Source organism: Leeuwenhoekiella obamensis (assembly GCF_055391795.1).
In genome coordinates this window covers 548,075-565,323 of record NZ_AP029251.1, presented here as the reverse complement: position 1 = coordinate 565,323, position 17,249 = coordinate 548,075, and the positions used below count along the sequence as shown (strand labels likewise).

The following is a 17,249-nucleotide window of genomic DNA, read 5'->3' as shown; positions in this document are numbered from 1 at the left end:
ATTAAAATGACTAGTTTTAATTCATAATCATTTATCAACCAAAACATTACCAATGACCGAAACAATCAACACACCGTTTCCTAAAGCATATCACGCAATTGACGAAGCCACAAAAGAAAATGGCTTCACCATGCCATCTGTACCGCTTGCGTGCTCGCTACTAGAAACCTTAGCCGCATCAAAGCCTGGCGGAAAATTGCTAGAATTAGGAACCGGCACAGGACTGTCTACTGCGTGGATCCTTCAAGGAATGGATAAAAATTCAACTTTAACCTCGCTAGATCATGATGAAGCTCTCCTAAAGATCGCAGAAGAATACCTAGGTCATGACGATAGATTAGAGTTGGTTTTACAAGACGGCGAAGCTTGGGTCAAAGCCAATCTAGATAAGCGTTACGACTTTATTTTTGCAGATACATGGCATGGCAAATACCTATTGCTAGACGAGGTTTTAAACATGCTTAATCCCGGCGGACTGTATATCATTGACGATATGTTACCGCAAGAAAATTGGCCAGAAGGTCACACCGAAAAAGCGATCAAACTAGAAGAATATTTAGAATCACGAGAAGATCTGGTGTTGACAAAATTAAAATGGTCTACCGGTATTATGATCGCTACAAAGAAAGAGAGTTTAGCGCTATAAATATCCTAAATTAATCATTCTCTATTCTTATACCTTTTATCAAGGTTAAAATTATATAGATAAATGAGAATATTCTTCATACAAACGGTTTTTTAATGTTCTACCTTCGCCTACTTAAATTAAGGTATGACATTTAAAAAGAGTTTGCTCTCGCTTGCTGTTGGTGGCTTCGGCATTGGTATGACAGAATTTGTGATGATGGGTATTTTACCTGATGTCGCTCAAGATCTTAGTATATCGATTCCAACTGCTGGGCATTTAATTTCGGCGTATGCCTTAGGTGTGGTGATAGGTGCTCCTATTCTAATCATGTTTGCCGGAAATTACCCTCCCAAAAAACTACTGCTCGTCTTGATGGCGGCATTTACAGTTTTTAATAGCTTATCCATTTTTGCCGCGAGTTATGAGATCATGCTACTTTCTCGTTTACTTTCGGGGTTACCACATGGAGCGTTTTTTGGCGTGGGAGCTGTTGTTGCTAGTAGGCTTGTGCCAAAAGAAAAAGAAGCAAGCGCTGTAGCTGTGATGTTCGGTGGACTCACGGTCGCTAATATTATCGGGATACCATTGGGAACCTATGTAGGACATAACATTTCTTGGCGGATCACCTTTATGATGGTTGTAGCAATTGGTATTTGTGCCGTTCTCGCAATCGCATTCTGGATGCCAGCATTGGAGAAAAGAGAAGCAAAAAGTCCTTTTGAAGAACTTAAAGTATTCACACATCTTGAGCCGTGGCTTGTACTTCTTGTTACGGCAATAGGTACTGGTGGCTTCTTTGCATGGTACAGTTATATCACGCCTTTGCTTACAGACGTGAGCAACTTCAGCGATAATGCGGTTACATTTATACTTATGCTTGCCGGTATAGGTATGACTTGCGGAAATTTCATAGGCGGGAAACTAGCAGATAAATTTTCGCCTGTAAAGGCATCAGGTATTTTACTTACAGTAATGACCATAAGTTTGCTTCTAGTCACACAGCTGGCCTCAACACAATGGACATCGCTGATCATGACTTTTATAACAGGAGCCGTGGCTTTCTCACTTGCCGCGCCCATACAGATGCTAATGATAAAAGCAGCAAAAGGTTCTGAAATGCTCGCCTCTGGAGTTAATCAAGCAGGGTTTAATATTGGTAACGCTCTGGGTGCATTTCTTGGCGGATTGCCAATTGCCGCTGGCTATGGCTTTACCTCGCCGCCATTTGTAGGTGCTGGTCTGGCGATCATAGGCGTTATACTTTCTTGCAGTATTATACTCTTGCGAAAAAAGAGAAAACAAACCGTATAAAAAAAGCAGCCATTGGCTGCTTTTTTAGTTTTTGATAGTTGTTTCGCTTACGCGGAAACTTTGCTTAAGGCCTCGCCTATCAATATGTTTCCTTCTAAGATCTCGAAGGTTTCATTGTTTGCGGTGTCGTCATTAAGCGCTGCGACAATTACTCTTGCCACATCTTCGCGAGTGATCTCTCCGGTTTCAATAAGTTTTTCAGCTATTTTGATCTTCCCACTTCCTGGATCATTTTTTAGTGTTCCGGGGCGTACGATCGCATGGATCAATCCGCTTTCTTGAAGATGTTTATCTGCTACTTGTTTTGCTTTAAGATAATGCTCTAAACTTTCAGAGCTGCTAGGATCATCTGCATTTATTGCGCTTAACATTACAAACTTCTTGATTCCGGCTTTAACCGAAGCGTCAATAAGATTGATCGCTCCGTTTTGATCAACTGCCGTTGTTTCTTCTTTTGGCGTATGCCCACCAGAACCCGCAGCAAATACTACTTTATCAATTTCTTTGTTAACCGCAGCATCTAGATTTTCTTCAAGATCTGCTAGTACGGTTTCAACACCTTTAATTTTAAATTGTTCTATTTGTTCTTCTTTTCGCACCATAGCGACAGGCTCAAAATACTGTGACTCCTGAAGAAATTGAACAATTATTTTACCCGTTGTACCGTTTGCTCCGGCTATTAAAACTCTTTCTTTATCTGTATTCATAACTTATTTTTCTTCTTACAATTTACAAATACACTAGCGGTAAAGCTGCTGGATTAACAGGGTTTAACTGCGTTTTTGTAATACTTTAAAGTATGGATGCTGTAAATGAATTATCGTATCTTACCAGTTCAATACTTTTGTGCTATGATCTATAGATTGCTGCTTTTTATCTGTACCGGTTTTCTTCTTTTTTCTTGTGATGAACCCAAAGAAATAAGCTCAATTAACCGTGTGAATTGGGAAAAAAGAACAGCGACACTTCCTAGTGATTCTTTAGCGCTAGGCAGTTCTTACCTATCAGTATATTCAGAGATCTATAGTCTTGATGAGCATGAAACGCACGATCTAACAGCCACAGTGAGCATGCGCAACATCAATAGTAAAGACACCATCTATTTAACTGATGCCAGTTATTACAATACGCATGGCGAATTGATAAGAAGCTATTTTGATCATCCTATTTTTATCGCTCCGCTTGAAACTGTAGAGATTGTGATCGATAAAATTGACAGAGAAGGTGGCACGGGAGCCAACTTCTTATTCACTTGGGCAACCGCTCCAAAAAGTGCAGAACCCTATTTTGAAGCTGTAATGATCTCAACTTCAAATCAACAGGGAATTTCATTTACTACACAAGGAATTAAGGTTGAGTGATTTTCGCTTTAAGCGAAAAAAAGATTTTGTTGTTTTACAAAATGTAAAGTATATTTGTCATTATAGAAAATAAACTTAACATTCATCATCATGAAAAAATTATTAGAATGCGAACAGCGCTCCCTTTCAAAATTTAAACTACTTCCCTACTCGTATAAGATCGTGGGTTTTATCGCCGCAGGTTTGAGCATCGTAAGCTTTATTGCAATCGCTCTATTAGACATAGACAATATGGTGAACACCATCACGTGGTCTGTGCTATTAATGGCGATGCTTTTGATCTCGGTTTCCCGCGAAAAAGAAGAAGATGAATACACACTGAGCTTGCGCAATAAATCATACATGATGGCCTTTATTGCAGGCGTGCTTTTTGCAGTGATACAACCGTATATAAACTTTGGCGTATCTAGTGTGGTTGATGGTAATGAAGCGACGTTTAGCGAGATGCCAAGCTATGTGATCGTGTGGTATATGCTGTTTGTGCAACTAGGATTTTATTATCTACTTAGAGCCGTGAGATAATGAAAAATACACTTAAAGTACAACGCGCCATTATGGATCTCACGCAGGATGATCTGGCAAAAAAAATAGGTGTTTCTCGTCAAACGATCAACTCTATTGAAAAAAACAGATATGTGCCGTCTACTGTGCTGGCGCTCAAAATGGCTAAGATATTCAACAAGCCGGTAGAAGATTTTTTTGAATTGGAAGACGGAGATTAGATAATTTTTGGTTTACATTTATATCCACATAAAAATTTAGTCCTTCATGGATCTCGAATATTTTGTGGATCAAGAATATGATTCACAAGACTATACAGCAACAGGCTTTACTCGCGGCGAGTATGAAGATTGCATATTTACAAACTGTAAATTTCAAGACACCTCATTTGCGCACTGCCGTTTTATAAATTGTGAGTTTCACTTTTGTAACATCAGCAATGTAAATTTCACTCACACTGCACTGCAAACTATCACATTTGACACTTGCAAAATGATGGGCGTGAATCTAGAAAAATGCGATCCACTTGCGCTTGAAGCTATCTTTCATGATTGCAAGCTTAACCACGCATCTTTTTATCACCTCAATCTCACAAATTGCGCTTTTGACGAGTGTATGCTAGAAGGTGCAGACTTTGTTGAAGCAGATCTATCAGGCATTAATCTTATAGATTGTAATCTGCGTGAAGCCATTTTTGAAAACACAAATCTGGAGCGCGCAGATCTCACTAATTCTCACGGATATTCTTTAGACCCTGAGCAAAACAAGATCAAAGGTGCATCTTTCTCCATGCCAGAAGTTCTTGGCCTATTACATAAATACAAGATCAAAGTAGATCAATCTGATGACTAACAAAGAGATCGCGATCACGTTTCTTAAACAATGCGCTGCTGGTGATTCTTTTGAGGCTTTCGCCAAATTTACTTCGCCTGCATTTAAGCACCACAATGCTCACTTTAAAGGCGATGCCAACACGCTTAAAACCGCAATGGCCGAAGCTGCAAAGCAACATCCCGATAAAGTTTTTGATATAAAAATGGCTTTAGAAGATGGAGAACTTGTCTCTATCCACTCACACGTGATCTTGAAAGATGATCATCCTGGTTATGCCGTTTCACACATTCTCAAATTTGAAAATAATGAGATCATCGAGATGTGGGATTTTGGTCAAGAGATCCCTGAAAACTCTGTTAACGAGAATGGGGTCTTTTAAAACAAAAAAGCGGAACTAAATATTTAGCTCCGCTTTCTTCTCTATAACTATTGTTTCGCTATTGCGAAAGCTTCTCTGCCGCCGCTTCGTCCATAAACCAATATAGATTCTGACTTGGTGGATTTACCAATGCTGCTGGATATTTTTTATATCCTTCCTTTTTATTAAGGATTTCGTCAACTTTCTCAGCCTTACCTGCTCCCGTTACAAGAAATGCAACCGCAGAAGCATTGTTGATCACTTTCCCCGTAAGAGAAACTCGTTTTTGCCCACTTTGTGGATGAGAAGCTACGATACAATTTTCATCTGCATCCCACATCTCAATATTCTCAGGAAAAATCGAAGCCGTATGCCCGTCATCTCCCATTCCTAATATCACAAGATCAAAACGCGGTGTATCACCTGCAACTGGCAGTGTTTCATTAAGCACTTTGCCATATCGCACAGCTTCCTCAGCAGGATCATTCTCACCTAGCACTCTATAGATATTTTCTTCAGGCACATTGATCTTAGAAAAAAGATGATCTACCGTCATTTTATAATTGCTCTCGCTATCTGTGGGCGGCACACAACGCTCATCGCCCCAGTAAAATTTAATTTTAGACCATTGCGCTTCCGCGAAAAGTTCTGCGAGATGATCAAACACGATCTTAGGCGTACTACCGCCAGAAAGTGCCACGGTCAATTCTTCTTTTTCCTTAAGCTGATCCATTAAGAACTCGCTGAATTCTTTGGCTACAGCCTGCTTATCTTTATATATGTTTAATTTCATAGCATTATGTTAGATGATACAAAAACCTGACTCATCTGTGAGGTGCTCACCAGGATTGCGCCAGCCATAGCTGTCTTCTATAAGATCGTCGCTATTGCGTGGTCCCCATGTACCAGCGGCATAACCATATGTATTTACCTTCTCGTTATTTTCCCAGTAATTAAGAATAGGATCTACAAAAGCCCATGCAGCCTCAACTTCATCAGCTCGAGCATAAAGCGTTGCATCGCCTTGCATCACATCAAGTAAAAGGCGCTCGTAAGCATCCATGATGTTACTTTCGGCAAGACTTGAGTAGTAAAAGTCCATATTCGCACGTTCTACTTTAAAGCCTTGTCCGGGAACTTTTACACCAAACTTTATCAAAATCCCTTCATCTGGCTGAATTCTGATAATCAACTTATTGTCTTTATTAAGATCTGTATTACCAAAAACCGCATGCGGCGGAGTCTTAAAGTGTATTACAACTTCAGTCACTTTTGTAGGCATACGCTTCGCGGTACGCACATAAAATGGTGTGTCTTTCCAGCGCCAGTTATCTACATAGAATTTTATCGCAGCGTACGTTTCGGTTTTTGATTCAGGATTTACTCCTTCTTCTTGACGGTAACCACTTACCTTCTTACCATCTATCGTGCTTGTCATATATTGACCTCTCAGCGTGTGCTTAAATAAGGTCTCATCATCGTTCATGATTCGCAAAGACTTCAAGGCTTTTACCTTCTCGTTACGAATTTCTTGAGCAGTGTTATTAATAGGCGGTTCCATTGCGATCAAAGAAACGATCTGCAATAAGTGACTTTGAAACATATCACGCAGCGCACCAGATTTGTCATAATATCCACCACGTTTTTCTACACCTACGGTCTCAGCATTTGTGATCTCAATATGATGAATGTAGTTACGATTCCATAGCGGCTCAAAGATCGAGTTGCTAAAGCGCGTTACTAGCAAGTTCTGTACAGTTTCTTTACCTAAATAATGGTCTATCCTGTAAATCTGTGATTCTTTAAAATACTTCTGTAATCCTGCATTAAGCTCTTGAGCGGTATTAAGGCTGTAGCCAAAAGGTTTCTCAACCACAATGCGCTTAAAGCCATCTTCTTCATCTGTTAACCCAAGATTATACAGATGTTTTGCAATGGTTTCATAAAGACTAGGCGGCGTAGATAGATAGAAAATAAAATTATTTTCAGTTCCGTGCTCTTCATTAAGCGCCATTATACGCTTATGCAAACCCTTATAATCAGTATCATAAGAGTCGCCTATATCTTCATAAAAGATCTGATCTGCAAACTTGCTAATGTAATCCTGATCTTCTTTCTCTAAAGAATCTTTAAGGTGATCACTCTCTGTAACCACTTGTTTTCTAAAATCTTCATCGCTAAAATTGCTTCGGCTTGCGCCCAAAACAACCAGATTTTCAGGTAAATGGTTTCCTTTATAAAGATTAAACAAAGCAGGAACAAGTTTTCTTGCGGTAAGATCACCTGACGCTCCAAAGATCACGAGCATCTGCTTTTTGGTTTTTTGATTTCGGTTTTGTGTTGGCTTTTTATCCTCCTGGTTGGCCATAAGTCGATGTTATCGATTAATTTTGAAGTATGAGGTAAAGTTAAGGCATAAAATATTGAATATGCCTTATCATATTCTTAACCTCTTTAAAAATTAATGCTAAGGTAAAACACAGTTATGCAAAATAAAGATTTTGACTTCGGGCTTATCGGGCTTGGAGTAATGGGACGCAATTTCATTTTAAATGTTGCCGATAATGGTTTTAGCGCTTTTGGCTACGACCTAGATAAAGAAAAAGTTGATGCTCTTAAAGAAGAAGGTAGCGCAGATCATGTGGTAGATGCTTCAACAGACATTGAGACTTTTGTTTCGGCTTTAGCTCAACCCAGAAAAATCATGCTTCTTGTTCCTGCAGGAAAAATTGTGGATGCCGTGATAGAAAATTTACTTCCGCATCTTGATAAAGGTGATATCATCATCGATGGCGGTAACTCATTCTATACAGATACAGATCGTCGTGAGGCTTACCTGCAAGAAAAGGGAATTAACTTCTTTGGTAGCGGAGTGTCTGGCGGTGCAAAAGGCGCTCGCCGTGGACCCAGCATTATGCCGGGAGGAAATGAAGAAGCGTATCAACACGTAAAACCCATTTTTGAAGCTGTTGCCGCAAAATATAATGGCGAACCTTGTGTTGCATATCTAGGGCCTAAATCTGCTGGTAACTATGTGAAAATGGTTCACAATGGTATTGAGTATGGTATGATGCAACTATCTTCAGAGATCTATGATATTTTGCGTAAAACTTGTGACATCAGCAATGCAGAGTTCCATGAGATCTTCTCAAAATGGAATCAAGGTCGTTTGCAATCTTTTATCGTTGAGATCACATCTGAGATCTTCACCCAAAAGGATGATCTTACAGACAAAGATCTTGTAGATATGATCCTTGACAAAGCAAAACAAAAAGGTACCGGTAAATGGACGTCGCAAAATGCGATGGATCTTGGTATTCCTGTGCCAACTATTGATATCGCGGTGAGCATGCGCGAGATCAGCGCACTTAAAGATGAGCGCGTAAAAGCTGACGAGATCTACGATCGTCCTTCTCCTGTAAAAATGAAAAAGGAAGATATGATCGAGCTTTGTGAAGACGCACTTTACTTTAGTTTTATCATGGCTTATGCGCAGGGATTACATCAACTTGCAGAGGCTTCTAAAGAATACGAGTACAACTTAAATATGGAGACTATCGCTAAGATCTGGCGTGCAGGATGTATCATCCGTGCGGCGATGTTAGAAGATATTTCACAGGCATTCAAGAAAGATCCAGATATGATCAATCTTCTTTTTGCTCCGGCTTTCGCCGAAAAGATCAAAGGCTCAGTTGCATCTGTACGCAAACTTGCGGCGCATTGTGCTGCTAGCGGTATTCCGGCGCCGGGAGTGTATAACTCATTGAACTATTTTGACGCCTACACTTCTAGTCATTTACCATTGAATTTGATCCAGGCGCAGCGTGACCTTTTTGGTTCACACACTTACGAAAGAATTGACAGAGAAGGAATTTTCCACACAGAGTGGAATGATGTTCTTTAGGCTTTCGCCAAAAAAATAAACACACAATAAAGCCGGTCAAGTTAGACCGGCTTTTTTTTATGCGACTTCTTTTCTTAAGACCTTCAACGGTGGACTTTTAATAACTTCCCAACTGTTACTCAACCCGATTGCCAATACCAAGATCACAATCGCCGGAAGCAATACAAAAAACGGAAAAAGCGATGGTGTAAAAGCACTGTCAAAAACAAGCCAAGCCAGCAACAAACTTCCCACAAGTGAAAGTAAAATTCCCGTAAGCGCTCCTAATATTCCTAGATAGGTATATTCTAATGCGAGTATTTTAAGTATTTGAGAACTTTTCGCGCCAAGCGTACGCAAAAGCACGCTCTCTTTTATACGTTGATACTTGCTCGTTCGTACGGCGCCTAGCAAAACGATAATACCTGTGAGAATGCTGAAGAACGCCATAAAATTGATGATGTAGCTTATCTTGGTCAAAATATCTTCGATAACGCTAAGCACTTGTCGCAGATCTAAAATTGAAAGATTAGGAAATGCGCTAACCAGTTTTCTTTGTAAGTCGGCAGAGACTTCTGAATTGGGCACTTTTGTAGTGATTACACCAAATTGCGGTGCTTTTTCCAAAACACCTTTTGGGAAAACCAAAGAAAAATTAAGCTGCATACGGCTCCAATCTACCATACGAATGCTTGTCACTTGTGTTTCCATGAGGCGGCCCTGCACATTAAAAACAACCTTGTCGCCTATTCCCACTTGAGCGTCATTCGCAAAATCACGACTCACAGACACCGGTATCACGCCATCACCATCAGAAGTTGCGATCCACTCGCCTTCTTCTAGACTTTCACTCTCTATCAAAGAATCGCGATACGTCACCCTAAATTCATGATTTAAGATCCAGCGGTGAATTGAATTTGTGGTGTCCTTTCTTATCTCATTTACAGATTTGCCTTTTAACTCCTGCACGCGCATGGTCACGATCGGGATCTCATTTAAAACCGGCAGATTCTCATCTGCAACAGTAGCGGCAACATCATCAATCTGATCGCGTTGCACGTCTAGCAAAATAATATTTGGGCTGTTTGCTTGTGAGTCTAATGAGGCTTGCGCCAAAAGCATATCCTTGGTAAAATATAGCGTGCTGATAAGAAAAGTTCCCACGCCAATTGCAAGCGTTAAAATAAGCGTTTGATTCTGCGGCCTGAATAAGTTCAAAAGACTTTGACGAGCCACAAAACCCCAATTCTTAGGAAAAAACCGCTGAATCATTTTGATAAACAATGAAGCGATCCCCGTTAGGATCAAGAATGTAACTATAATTCCTAACGTGAAATACAGCGAATATTCTAGATCTTCTAGCAACCACAAACTGAACAAAAAGATAAAAGCGACGATCCCTAATAAAACGAAAGTTGTTGCGCGTTTACTTTTTACAGAAGCCTGTTCTTTCACACGAAGTGCTTGCAAAGGCGAAATATATAAAGTGCTGATCAATGGGTGTAAGCCAAAAAGAACAGACATCAACAATCCTAGCACTATACCCACAAAAACACTTTGAAAAGAAAGCGTCACCTCAACGTCAATAGGCAAAAACTCAGCTAACAAATATGGAAAAGCTTGCTGCAAAACCAATCCTAGAGCAGAACCTATCAATCCTCCTATGATGCCCATCATAGCGATCTGAATAAGATAGATTTGAAATGTCTGTTTTTGCGTGGTGCCAAGGCATTTTAAAATTGCGATGTCTTTTAATTTACCTTTTATATAAATATTGATCGCGCTTGCGATCCCAACGCAGCCCAGAAGCAATGCGATAAAAGCAACTAGATTTAAGAATCTACCAAAATTCTCATAGCGTCTTCCTAGCCTTTCGCTGGTTGAAACATGCGTGTCAAGATCGGCTTCCTCATTATCTAGAATAGGATCAACGATTTCATCAAGTTGACGCATATCTTGATCTGGCTTAGCCAGAAAATAATATTTATAATCCACACGGCTTCCGCGCTGAACGAGTCCGCTTTGATCTACGTATTTTAATGGGATCATCACCGGCGGAGCGATAGAACTGAACATAGATGAACTCCCAGGTACTTCTTCTAATTCGCCTAAAATAGGCAAGGTAACTTCGCCAACTTTTATACTATCTCCAGCCTCAAGCCCTAGTTGCAACATCACCGTCGCATCTACTAATGCACCGTCATTTGCAAGATAACTTTTCGCGGCAGCGGAAGGCGTAGTAACAAGAGCTCCATAAAACGGAAAACCACCTTCCATCCCACGTACTTGCACTAGCTTTGTCGCCTCATTTTTAGGAAAAAGAGCCATAGACGGGAAACTGATCTCTCGTGCCTCTGCCCCACCCAGCGAGTCCATTATTTGCGTCACACGCTCATTTACCGGCTTGTCGCTATCAATGATATAATCTGACCCCATGAGCGATTTAGACTGTAACGCGATATTTTCTTTAAGGGTGTCCCCAAAAGAATCAATACTCACTACAGCTGCGATCCCCAGAACGATTGACGCCATAAAAAGCATCAATTTACCTTTACTCGCCCGCGCATCGCGCAAAGCCATTTTAACTAACCAAGAAAATCCTGCTTTACTCATCTACGCCTCTTGAAGGTTTACAATTCTGCCACCTTTAAGATTGAGAATTCGGTTTGTTTTCTTAGCTAATTCTGGGTCGTGCGTCACAATTATAAGCGTTGTTCCCATTTCTTTATTAAGGTCAAAAAGCAATTTCTCTATCTTTTCTCCTGTCTCAGCGTCTAGATTTCCTGTAGGCTCATCTGCAAAAAGGATTGTGGGATTGTTTGAGAAGGCTCTTGCCAAAGCTACGCGTTGCTGTTCACCGCCTGAGAGTTGGCTAGGATAATGATCAAAACGATCACCAAGCTCAACTTTCTCTAAAAGTTCACGAGCAATCTTTGAGGCATTTTTATTTCCTTGAAGTTCGAGAGGCACCGCAACATTTTCAAGTGCTGTGAGCGTAGGCAACAATTGAAAGTTCTGAAATACAAAGCCTATCTTTTGATTGCGTAGCAAAGCTCTTTCATCTTCGGTTAAGGTATTTATAGAAGTGCCATCAATGATGATCTCGCCATCGTCTGTGCGGTCTAAGCCGGCACAAAGTCCCAGAAGCGTGGTCTTCCCACTACCTGAAGGTCCCACGATAGAGAACATTTCGCCTTGAGCGACGTTAAAATTAATGTCATGCAGCACGGTAAGTTGCTCTGAACCACTCGCATAACCTTTACTCAGGCTTTTAACCTCTAAAATTGTGGACATTGTGGTAACTTTAAAATTAATTTCAGGAAAAATTCAAAATATAAAATGATTGCTAGAAACGCCCAGATGAAGACGAAAATCACATTTTTAATTTGTTGTTTTCTCGCTGTGTTCCTTACAGCATGTAAAGAGAACACGCAGAAAAATGACGAGCAAACCAGTGATTCTGTTACAGCCGAAGAAGAAAAAAATGAAGATGGTGGCGATGTTATTCTGTTTTTTGGCGACAGCCTTACCGCAGGCTACGGTCTTGAGGATACGAATGACGCTTTCCCGGCATTGATACAGCAGCGTTTAGATAGTTTAGATATGAATTATGATGTGGTGAATGCTGGCCTTAGCGGCGAAACAACCTCTGGCGGAAGAAATAGACTAGAATGGGTTCTTGAGCCTAATGTGAAGATCTTTGTGCTAGAGCTAGGTGCAAATGATGGTTTACGCGGAGTGCCCGTGAATGAAACTCGCGAGAATCTACAGGCGATGATAGATGTGGTAAAAGAAAAAAATCCTGAAGCCACAATTATTCTTGCAGGAATGCAAATCCCGCCAAACCTGGGCCCAGAATATACAACCGAATTTAAAGCGATCTTCCCTGAACTGGCTGAGAGAAATGAGGTTGCTTTAATTCCGTTTTTACTGGAAGATGTTGCTGGCATCCCAGAGTTAAATCAAGGAGATGGAATACATCCCACAGTTGAAGGTCAAAAGATCGTTGCTGAGAATGTTTGGGAAGTGTTGAAGACAAAAATTAAGGCCTAATCCAGCGAAGGAAAAGGCCTTGATTAAGATTTGAAATCGGGATTTAACCCTAGTCTTAAACTCGCATTACGTTAAAAATGCGCTGATTAAAACAAATTTTGCCCAACGAGCGTAAAAGTATATTAACGCTTAGTTCTGACAACGGGTGAAAACCCCTGAATTATTTATTAAAATCATTTATTTCTCCCCAAAATTTTTCGCAATCCTACTAATCCTCCGGCAATTAAACCATAGAGAAGGAAACCGTCTATCGGTGAATCCAACACTTCTGTGTCAAAAGGATCGGGTCCTATCTGCGCAAAGCCTTGTTGGTGGGTGATTACACACAAAATTAGGGTTAGAAATAAGGTTTTATATATATTAGAGTTTTTCATTGGATAACTAGTTTAAGATGATTTTGAAGGTTGATTGACTTGAACTATCACTTATTTTAAGCATATACGTTCCGTTTTGCACTGCAGGTCTATCAATCAATACTCTATTATTTGATTGAGTCTTAAATCTGCTATCCAATATTTTTCTTCCAGTTAGATCAAACACTTGAACATTTACCTCTTCACTCTGAGATTTTAGATAAACTGAAATAGTATTACCTGTTACAGGGTTAGGGTAAACAATCGCATTATTTAAATTAAAATCTTCAATGCTTAGTGAGCTACTTCCAAATTTGACGCTAAATCTATCTACGGCTTTACTTTCTTCAATATTAGGATCTACACTAAAACTGATTGTATTAACTCCTGGTTGTAAAACAATTTCAGAGTTTAAATACGCATCTATCAATGTAACTTGATGATCAAACTGACCAACTTTTATTTCAAATTCATAATCTAGATTACGATATTTTGAGATATTAAGCTGCAGAACTTCTTCTTCTTGAGGAAGTGCTCTTTTCTCACTTGCTAGTAAAGCATCTCCACTCAATATGGCCATCGTTTCATCAAGGTTATTGAACTTATAACCATCATTGGCTAGAATTTCATTTGATCCTCCTTGATAATATTTGGCGAAAGCCATATCTGCTAAGATCCTCTCATTCTTATCAAAAGTATAAAGCTTAAACTCTAGATTCTCTGTTTGAATTTGTTGAGAAGCATTTGCTCTTGTAAATACTGGCGCTGCTTTATCGCTCTCAGAAAAATTAAGCGATGTAGATGCATTTGTCAGCGTTTGAACAAATCCTGCAACTCCTGGTTCTAGGTATGCATCAGATGCTGTTCCCGTAGCTCCAAAATCACGCAGAACATATGCCCCTCTCGTATTTAAGAATGGATCCCAAATGTAATACATCTCATCATTGAGGTTTGTAGACGCTACCAAAACTGTACTCATATCTACGATGCTTTGATATGGATTACCAAAGAAATTAAAGTCATTTGCTACATTGCTCAAATCTGTTATATCATGATCTCCTGTAAGCATGGTCCCAATACTACGAATGGTTGTAACAGTAGGATTTGTATTGTTATCTGCAAGAGATATAGATCTATCGCCTCTTACAAAAAGCCTATAAGCTTTACCGGCAATGATCATATTTGCATTTGTGTTAGAAACAGCTCCCCAAGATTGATTAATATTATCATAATCAAATAATGAGGGATTTCCTGTGTCTGACTCATCAAAACCATTATCTCCTGTTGATGAACCCGTTATATGAACTCCGTAAGTAGGTGTAGGATCTTGAGAGGCACTAGTAGCTCCTTCCTGCCAATTTGCGTTAATCGATGTTGATGATGTAACTGCAGAAGAAACAAACCTAAATGCCCTACGTGGCTCAAATGGTGATGATGGGGAATTCCCAAAATATTGCTGTACAGTAATATCGCCACTTATCGAAGATGTAGGATCTACTGCGGCAATAGTACCTGTATTAGTAGCATTGTCTAAGAATACAAAAGACCCATTATTAGATATATTTCCATTAAGAGTTAATCTACCTCCTATATTTAAAGCAGCTCCAGAAGAAACGGTTATATCGTTGATCTGAATATCATCATTGAGAACAGCTGTACCGTCCTGAACTACAATATTATCCTCAGGAAGAGCAACTCCTGAAGGAGCTTGCGGTAGCCAACTACCACTTGCATATATAAAGTCTTGAGATGTACAAAACTGTAAATTATCTAGTGCTATATATATAAAACTTCCTGAAAGAGTTACCTCAATTTCATCAACACGTATTGTGCTATAATCAGAAGCTCCATCTGTAGCAAAATCTACTGTGATAAAACCATTCTGAGTGCCTGAAGACGTGGTTAAGTATGATGATGGAGTTATGCTATACAGTTCACTACCATTTAATTTACCTTTTATAGTAACAGTACCATCATCTGTAGGATCTTCTCCTCCATCTGCTGCTGAAGAAAGATAAAGAGCTAATGAATTCACTAATATATCATCAGAAACATCTATCGAATAAATTTTACCAGTCCCTTGATCATTGATATTACTCAAAAATCTATTAGAATCTCCTGCACCACCAGCTAGCAATTCTTCTACAGAAAAATTCACGCTGCTTGTACTAAAGTTTAATGATGTATTTGTAAATGAATTTTGACCAGCAGTCACTGTTTCAAAGGTTTCAACGTAACAATCTGAAACTATATGCTCCTCCCCTGTATACGGATTAACATTACTATTTCCTGACAAGTCCTCTATATCAGTTCCGCTTTTTAGATTTACTCTTAGGGTACCTTCACCAGTAATTGAATTAACTGTTACAGTATAAGAAGAACCAGAGCCTGACAGAGATGCTAGGTTAGCAGTTACACTCCCTGTAGTTACTAGTTCAAGATCATCTAAAGAAACATTTACCGCATCTTCATTAAAACTTAAGCTATAGATAACCTGCGTTGCGCTAGCTTCAGGATCTCCCACTAGAGCAAGTTGCTGCACTAAAGGTGGATCTGAACTTAGGACCTGATAGCAATGCTGAAAATCATCTACTGCTATATATTGAAAACTTCCTCCTAAAGTGAATTGTATCTCATCAACATTGATATCACTGTAATCAGCGCTTGGTGCTGTAGAAAAATCAATATGATTAAATCCTTCATTAGAACTTAAAGATGTATTAAACCCGCTACTTATGGTAAAAGTATATGCAGTTACACCAGCTAGTTTTCCTACAAAGGTTATAGTACCATCATTCGTTGGAGTAGATCCACTAGCATTTGAAGACAGATAAACATACAGATCTGACACTGTAAATGTATCTGAAGAAACCGTTGAAATGCTATATGATTTTCCTGTTCCTGCATCTGATGAATTACTCAAGAAATAATCTGAAGATCCAGATCCAGACCCTGCAAGATTTTCAATAGCAAAATTTGAAGTTCCTGTCTCAAAGTCAACGCCATTACTAGTAAAACTAGAGGCTCCTGCCGAAAAACTTTCAAATGTCTCTACAAAACATCTCCCTACGGTATGCGTATCACCAGAAGTAAAAGCAGGTGCCGGTGAATTACCTACTGCATCCTCAATGTCATTGCCTGATTTAAGATCTATACTTAAAGTTCCTTCTCCACTTACACTAGATACAGTAACAGTATATAAACTTCCTGAACCAGATATAGCAGTGATCGACCCTGTAACGCTACCCGTGGCATCTACAACAAAATCATCAGTAGTTACATTTAGAGCATTTTCATCAAAATCAACCAAAAACTGAACGCTAGTTGCTGTTGTTGTAGGATTATTTAAAACACTTATAGTAGTTACACTAGGAGGATTTGTCTCTACATATGCAGGACCAAATTCAAAATCATCAATCCCCATATAAGCAAAAGCTCCTCCTAGAGTAACTTCTAATTGATCTATATTAGAAGAAGTAAGATCACTAGATGGGTCTGAAGAAAAATCTACAGTTACATACCCATTATTACTACCTAGATCATTATTTAAATAACCCGTACTCTTCGTATAAGTAAAAACAGTAGAACCATTGTTTTTACCAGTAAAAGTAACCGTACCATCATTTCCTGATGGCATATAATTACTTGTGTTACTAGTAATATAAAGTTCTAAAGAATGCATGGTAAACTCTGAGGCTCCAGAGCTCAAGTCTATGGAGTATGATTTACCAGTTCCCTTGTTAGTAAAATTATCTAGAAAAGTTCTTGAAAGACCTGATCCAAGCGGTGCAGCCGGCGGACCTATATATTCTACTAACAAGCTGTTTGTTAGTGAAAAACTGTAACCATTTTCTGAAAATGTAGTTCCTTCATCGGTTTCCCCCTCAAATGTTTCTGTAGTGTTTTGGCTGTAGCCAAAAAAAACAAAACAGAATAAGGAGAAGCAAGAGAGTATTTTTCGCTTCAT

At 39.4% G+C, this 17,249-nt stretch carries 16 protein-coding genes; 9 read left to right on the top strand and 7 right to left on the bottom strand.

What is annotated here, in order from left to right:
* Positions 1-52: 52 nt before the first annotated feature.
* Both ACZ5L8_RS02600 and ACZ5L8_RS02595 read left to right on the top strand, forming a co-directional pair.
* Complete coding sequence (locus ACZ5L8_RS02600; RefSeq protein ID WP_464439557.1) at positions 53-646, top strand: O-methyltransferase; 594 nt, start codon at positions 53-55, stop codon at positions 644-646.
* A gap of 126 nt (positions 647-772) precedes the next feature.
* Positions 773-1,939 carry an MFS transporter gene (locus ACZ5L8_RS02595; RefSeq protein WP_464439556.1) on the top strand — a complete coding sequence of 389 codons (1,167 nt, stop codon included), beginning with the start codon at positions 773-775 and terminating at the stop codon, positions 1,937-1,939.
* A gap of 47 nt (positions 1,940-1,986) precedes the next feature.
* Here the strand turns inward: ACZ5L8_RS02595 and ACZ5L8_RS02590 are convergent, their stop codons facing one another.
* Positions 1,987-2,646, bottom strand: coding sequence for an SDR family oxidoreductase (locus ACZ5L8_RS02590; RefSeq protein ID WP_464439553.1), 660 nt, complete (start codon positions 2,644-2,646; stop codon positions 1,987-1,989).
* A gap of 144 nt (positions 2,647-2,790) precedes the next feature.
* On the opposite strand from ACZ5L8_RS02590, the gene ACZ5L8_RS02585 reads away from it, so the two are divergent.
* From ACZ5L8_RS02585 to ACZ5L8_RS02565, 5 genes are all read left to right on the top strand, one after another.
* On the top strand, positions 2,791-3,300 hold the full coding sequence (locus tag ACZ5L8_RS02585; protein WP_464439551.1) for a DUF3124 domain-containing protein: 510 nt from the start codon (positions 2,791-2,793) through the stop codon (positions 3,298-3,300).
* A 90-nt stretch (positions 3,301-3,390) separates the two neighbouring features.
* Positions 3,391-3,822 (top strand): hypothetical protein, encoded by a 432-nt coding sequence (locus ACZ5L8_RS02580; RefSeq protein ID WP_464439550.1) that lies wholly within the window; start codon positions 3,391-3,393, stop codon positions 3,820-3,822.
* Complete coding sequence (locus ACZ5L8_RS02575) at positions 3,822-4,022, top strand: helix-turn-helix transcriptional regulator (protein ID WP_462599035.1); 201 nt, start codon at positions 3,822-3,824, stop codon at positions 4,020-4,022. The genes ACZ5L8_RS02580 and ACZ5L8_RS02575 overlap by 1 nt, the downstream gene beginning before the upstream one ends.
* Before the next feature lie 46 nt (positions 4,023-4,068).
* Positions 4,069-4,653: a pentapeptide repeat-containing protein gene (locus tag ACZ5L8_RS02570; protein ID WP_464439548.1), complete on the top strand. Its 585-nt coding sequence runs from the start codon at positions 4,069-4,071 to the stop codon at positions 4,651-4,653.
* On the top strand, positions 4,646-5,014 hold the full coding sequence (locus ACZ5L8_RS02565; RefSeq protein ID WP_464439545.1) for a nuclear transport factor 2 family protein: 369 nt from the start codon (positions 4,646-4,648) through the stop codon (positions 5,012-5,014). The genes ACZ5L8_RS02570 and ACZ5L8_RS02565 overlap by 8 nt, the downstream gene beginning before the upstream one ends.
* Before the next feature lie 58 nt (positions 5,015-5,072).
* Here ACZ5L8_RS02565 and pgl read toward each other — a convergent pair whose 3' ends face one another.
* Together pgl and zwf are read right to left on the bottom strand one after the other, a co-directional pair.
* Positions 5,073-5,786 (bottom strand): 6-phosphogluconolactonase, encoded by a 714-nt coding sequence (gene pgl / locus ACZ5L8_RS02560; RefSeq protein WP_464439543.1) that lies wholly within the window; start codon positions 5,784-5,786, stop codon positions 5,073-5,075.
* Between the two features lie 9 nt (positions 5,787-5,795).
* Positions 5,796-7,361, bottom strand: coding sequence for a glucose-6-phosphate dehydrogenase (zwf, locus tag ACZ5L8_RS02555; RefSeq protein WP_464439541.1), 1,566 nt, complete (start codon positions 7,359-7,361; stop codon positions 5,796-5,798).
* Between the two features lie 117 nt (positions 7,362-7,478).
* Here zwf and gndA point away from each other — a divergent pair, with 117 nt between their 5' ends.
* Positions 7,479-8,897 carry an NADP-dependent phosphogluconate dehydrogenase gene (gndA, locus tag ACZ5L8_RS02550; RefSeq protein WP_464439540.1) on the top strand — a complete coding sequence of 473 codons (1,419 nt, stop codon included), beginning with the start codon at positions 7,479-7,481 and terminating at the stop codon, positions 8,895-8,897.
* Between the two features lie 57 nt (positions 8,898-8,954).
* On the opposite strand, the gene ACZ5L8_RS02545 is transcribed toward gndA, so the two are convergent.
* Together ACZ5L8_RS02545 and ACZ5L8_RS02540 are read right to left on the bottom strand one after the other, a co-directional pair.
* The gene (locus ACZ5L8_RS02545) at positions 8,955-11,489 is read right to left on the bottom strand and encodes an ABC transporter permease (protein ID WP_464439539.1); all 2,535 of its coding nucleotides are present in this window, start codon (positions 11,487-11,489) and stop codon (positions 8,955-8,957) included.
* A complete protein-coding gene (locus tag ACZ5L8_RS02540) occupies positions 11,490-12,170 on the bottom strand; it encodes an ABC transporter ATP-binding protein (protein ID WP_464439537.1) in 681 nt (226 codons plus the stop codon).
* Positions 12,171-12,236: 66 nt separating this feature from the next.
* On the opposite strand from ACZ5L8_RS02540, the gene ACZ5L8_RS02535 reads away from it, so the two are divergent.
* Positions 12,237-12,929 (top strand): arylesterase, encoded by a 693-nt coding sequence (locus ACZ5L8_RS02535; protein ID WP_464439535.1) that lies wholly within the window; start codon positions 12,237-12,239, stop codon positions 12,927-12,929.
* A gap of 173 nt (positions 12,930-13,102) precedes the next feature.
* On the opposite strand, the gene ACZ5L8_RS02530 is transcribed toward ACZ5L8_RS02535, so the two are convergent.
* Both ACZ5L8_RS02530 and ACZ5L8_RS02525 read right to left on the bottom strand, forming a co-directional pair.
* Positions 13,103-13,303 carry a hypothetical protein gene (locus tag ACZ5L8_RS02530; protein WP_464439534.1) on the bottom strand — a complete coding sequence of 67 codons (201 nt, stop codon included), beginning with the start codon at positions 13,301-13,303 and terminating at the stop codon, positions 13,103-13,105.
* Between the two features lie 7 nt (positions 13,304-13,310).
* Positions 13,311-17,249: a T9SS type A sorting domain-containing protein gene (locus ACZ5L8_RS02525; protein ID WP_464439532.1), complete on the bottom strand. Its 3,939-nt coding sequence runs from the start codon at positions 17,247-17,249 to the stop codon at positions 13,311-13,313.

Bases quoted from the DNA above. Each gene is read 5' to 3' on its own strand.
- ACZ5L8_RS02585 (WP_464439551.1), top strand. From the start codon at position 2,791: ATGATCTATAGATTGCTGCTTTTTATCTGTACCGGTTTTCTTCTTTTT.
- ACZ5L8_RS02530 (WP_464439534.1), bottom strand. From the start codon at position 13,303: ATGAAAAACTCTAATATATATAAAACCTTATTTCTAACCCTAATTTTG.
- pgl (WP_464439543.1), bottom strand. From the start codon at position 5,786: ATGAAATTAAACATATATAAAGATAAGCAGGCTGTAGCCAAAGAATTC.
- ACZ5L8_RS02540 (WP_464439537.1), bottom strand. From the start codon at position 12,170: ATGTCCACAATTTTAGAGGTTAAAAGCCTGAGTAAAGGTTATGCGAGT.
- ACZ5L8_RS02570 (WP_464439548.1), top strand. From the start codon at position 4,069: ATGGATCTCGAATATTTTGTGGATCAAGAATATGATTCACAAGACTAT.
- ACZ5L8_RS02580 (WP_464439550.1), top strand. From the start codon at position 3,391: ATGAAAAAATTATTAGAATGCGAACAGCGCTCCCTTTCAAAATTTAAA.
- ACZ5L8_RS02590 (WP_464439553.1), bottom strand. From the start codon at position 2,646: ATGAATACAGATAAAGAAAGAGTTTTAATAGCCGGAGCAAACGGTACA.
- ACZ5L8_RS02575 (WP_462599035.1), top strand. From the start codon at position 3,822: ATGAAAAATACACTTAAAGTACAACGCGCCATTATGGATCTCACGCAG.
- ACZ5L8_RS02565 (WP_464439545.1), top strand. From the start codon at position 4,646: ATGACTAACAAAGAGATCGCGATCACGTTTCTTAAACAATGCGCTGCT.
- gndA (WP_464439540.1), top strand. From the start codon at position 7,479: ATGCAAAATAAAGATTTTGACTTCGGGCTTATCGGGCTTGGAGTAATG.
- ACZ5L8_RS02600 (WP_464439557.1), top strand. From the start codon at position 53: ATGACCGAAACAATCAACACACCGTTTCCTAAAGCATATCACGCAATT.
- ACZ5L8_RS02545 (WP_464439539.1), bottom strand. From the start codon at position 11,489: ATGAGTAAAGCAGGATTTTCTTGGTTAGTTAAAATGGCTTTGCGCGAT.
- zwf (WP_464439541.1), bottom strand. From the start codon at position 7,361: ATGGCCAACCAGGAGGATAAAAAGCCAACACAAAACCGAAATCAAAAA.
- ACZ5L8_RS02535 (WP_464439535.1), top strand. From the start codon at position 12,237: ATGAAGACGAAAATCACATTTTTAATTTGTTGTTTTCTCGCTGTGTTC.
- ACZ5L8_RS02595 (WP_464439556.1), top strand. From the start codon at position 773: ATGACATTTAAAAAGAGTTTGCTCTCGCTTGCTGTTGGTGGCTTCGGC.
- ACZ5L8_RS02525 (WP_464439532.1), bottom strand. From the start codon at position 17,249: ATGAAGCGAAAAATACTCTCTTGCTTCTCCTTATTCTGTTTTGTTTTT.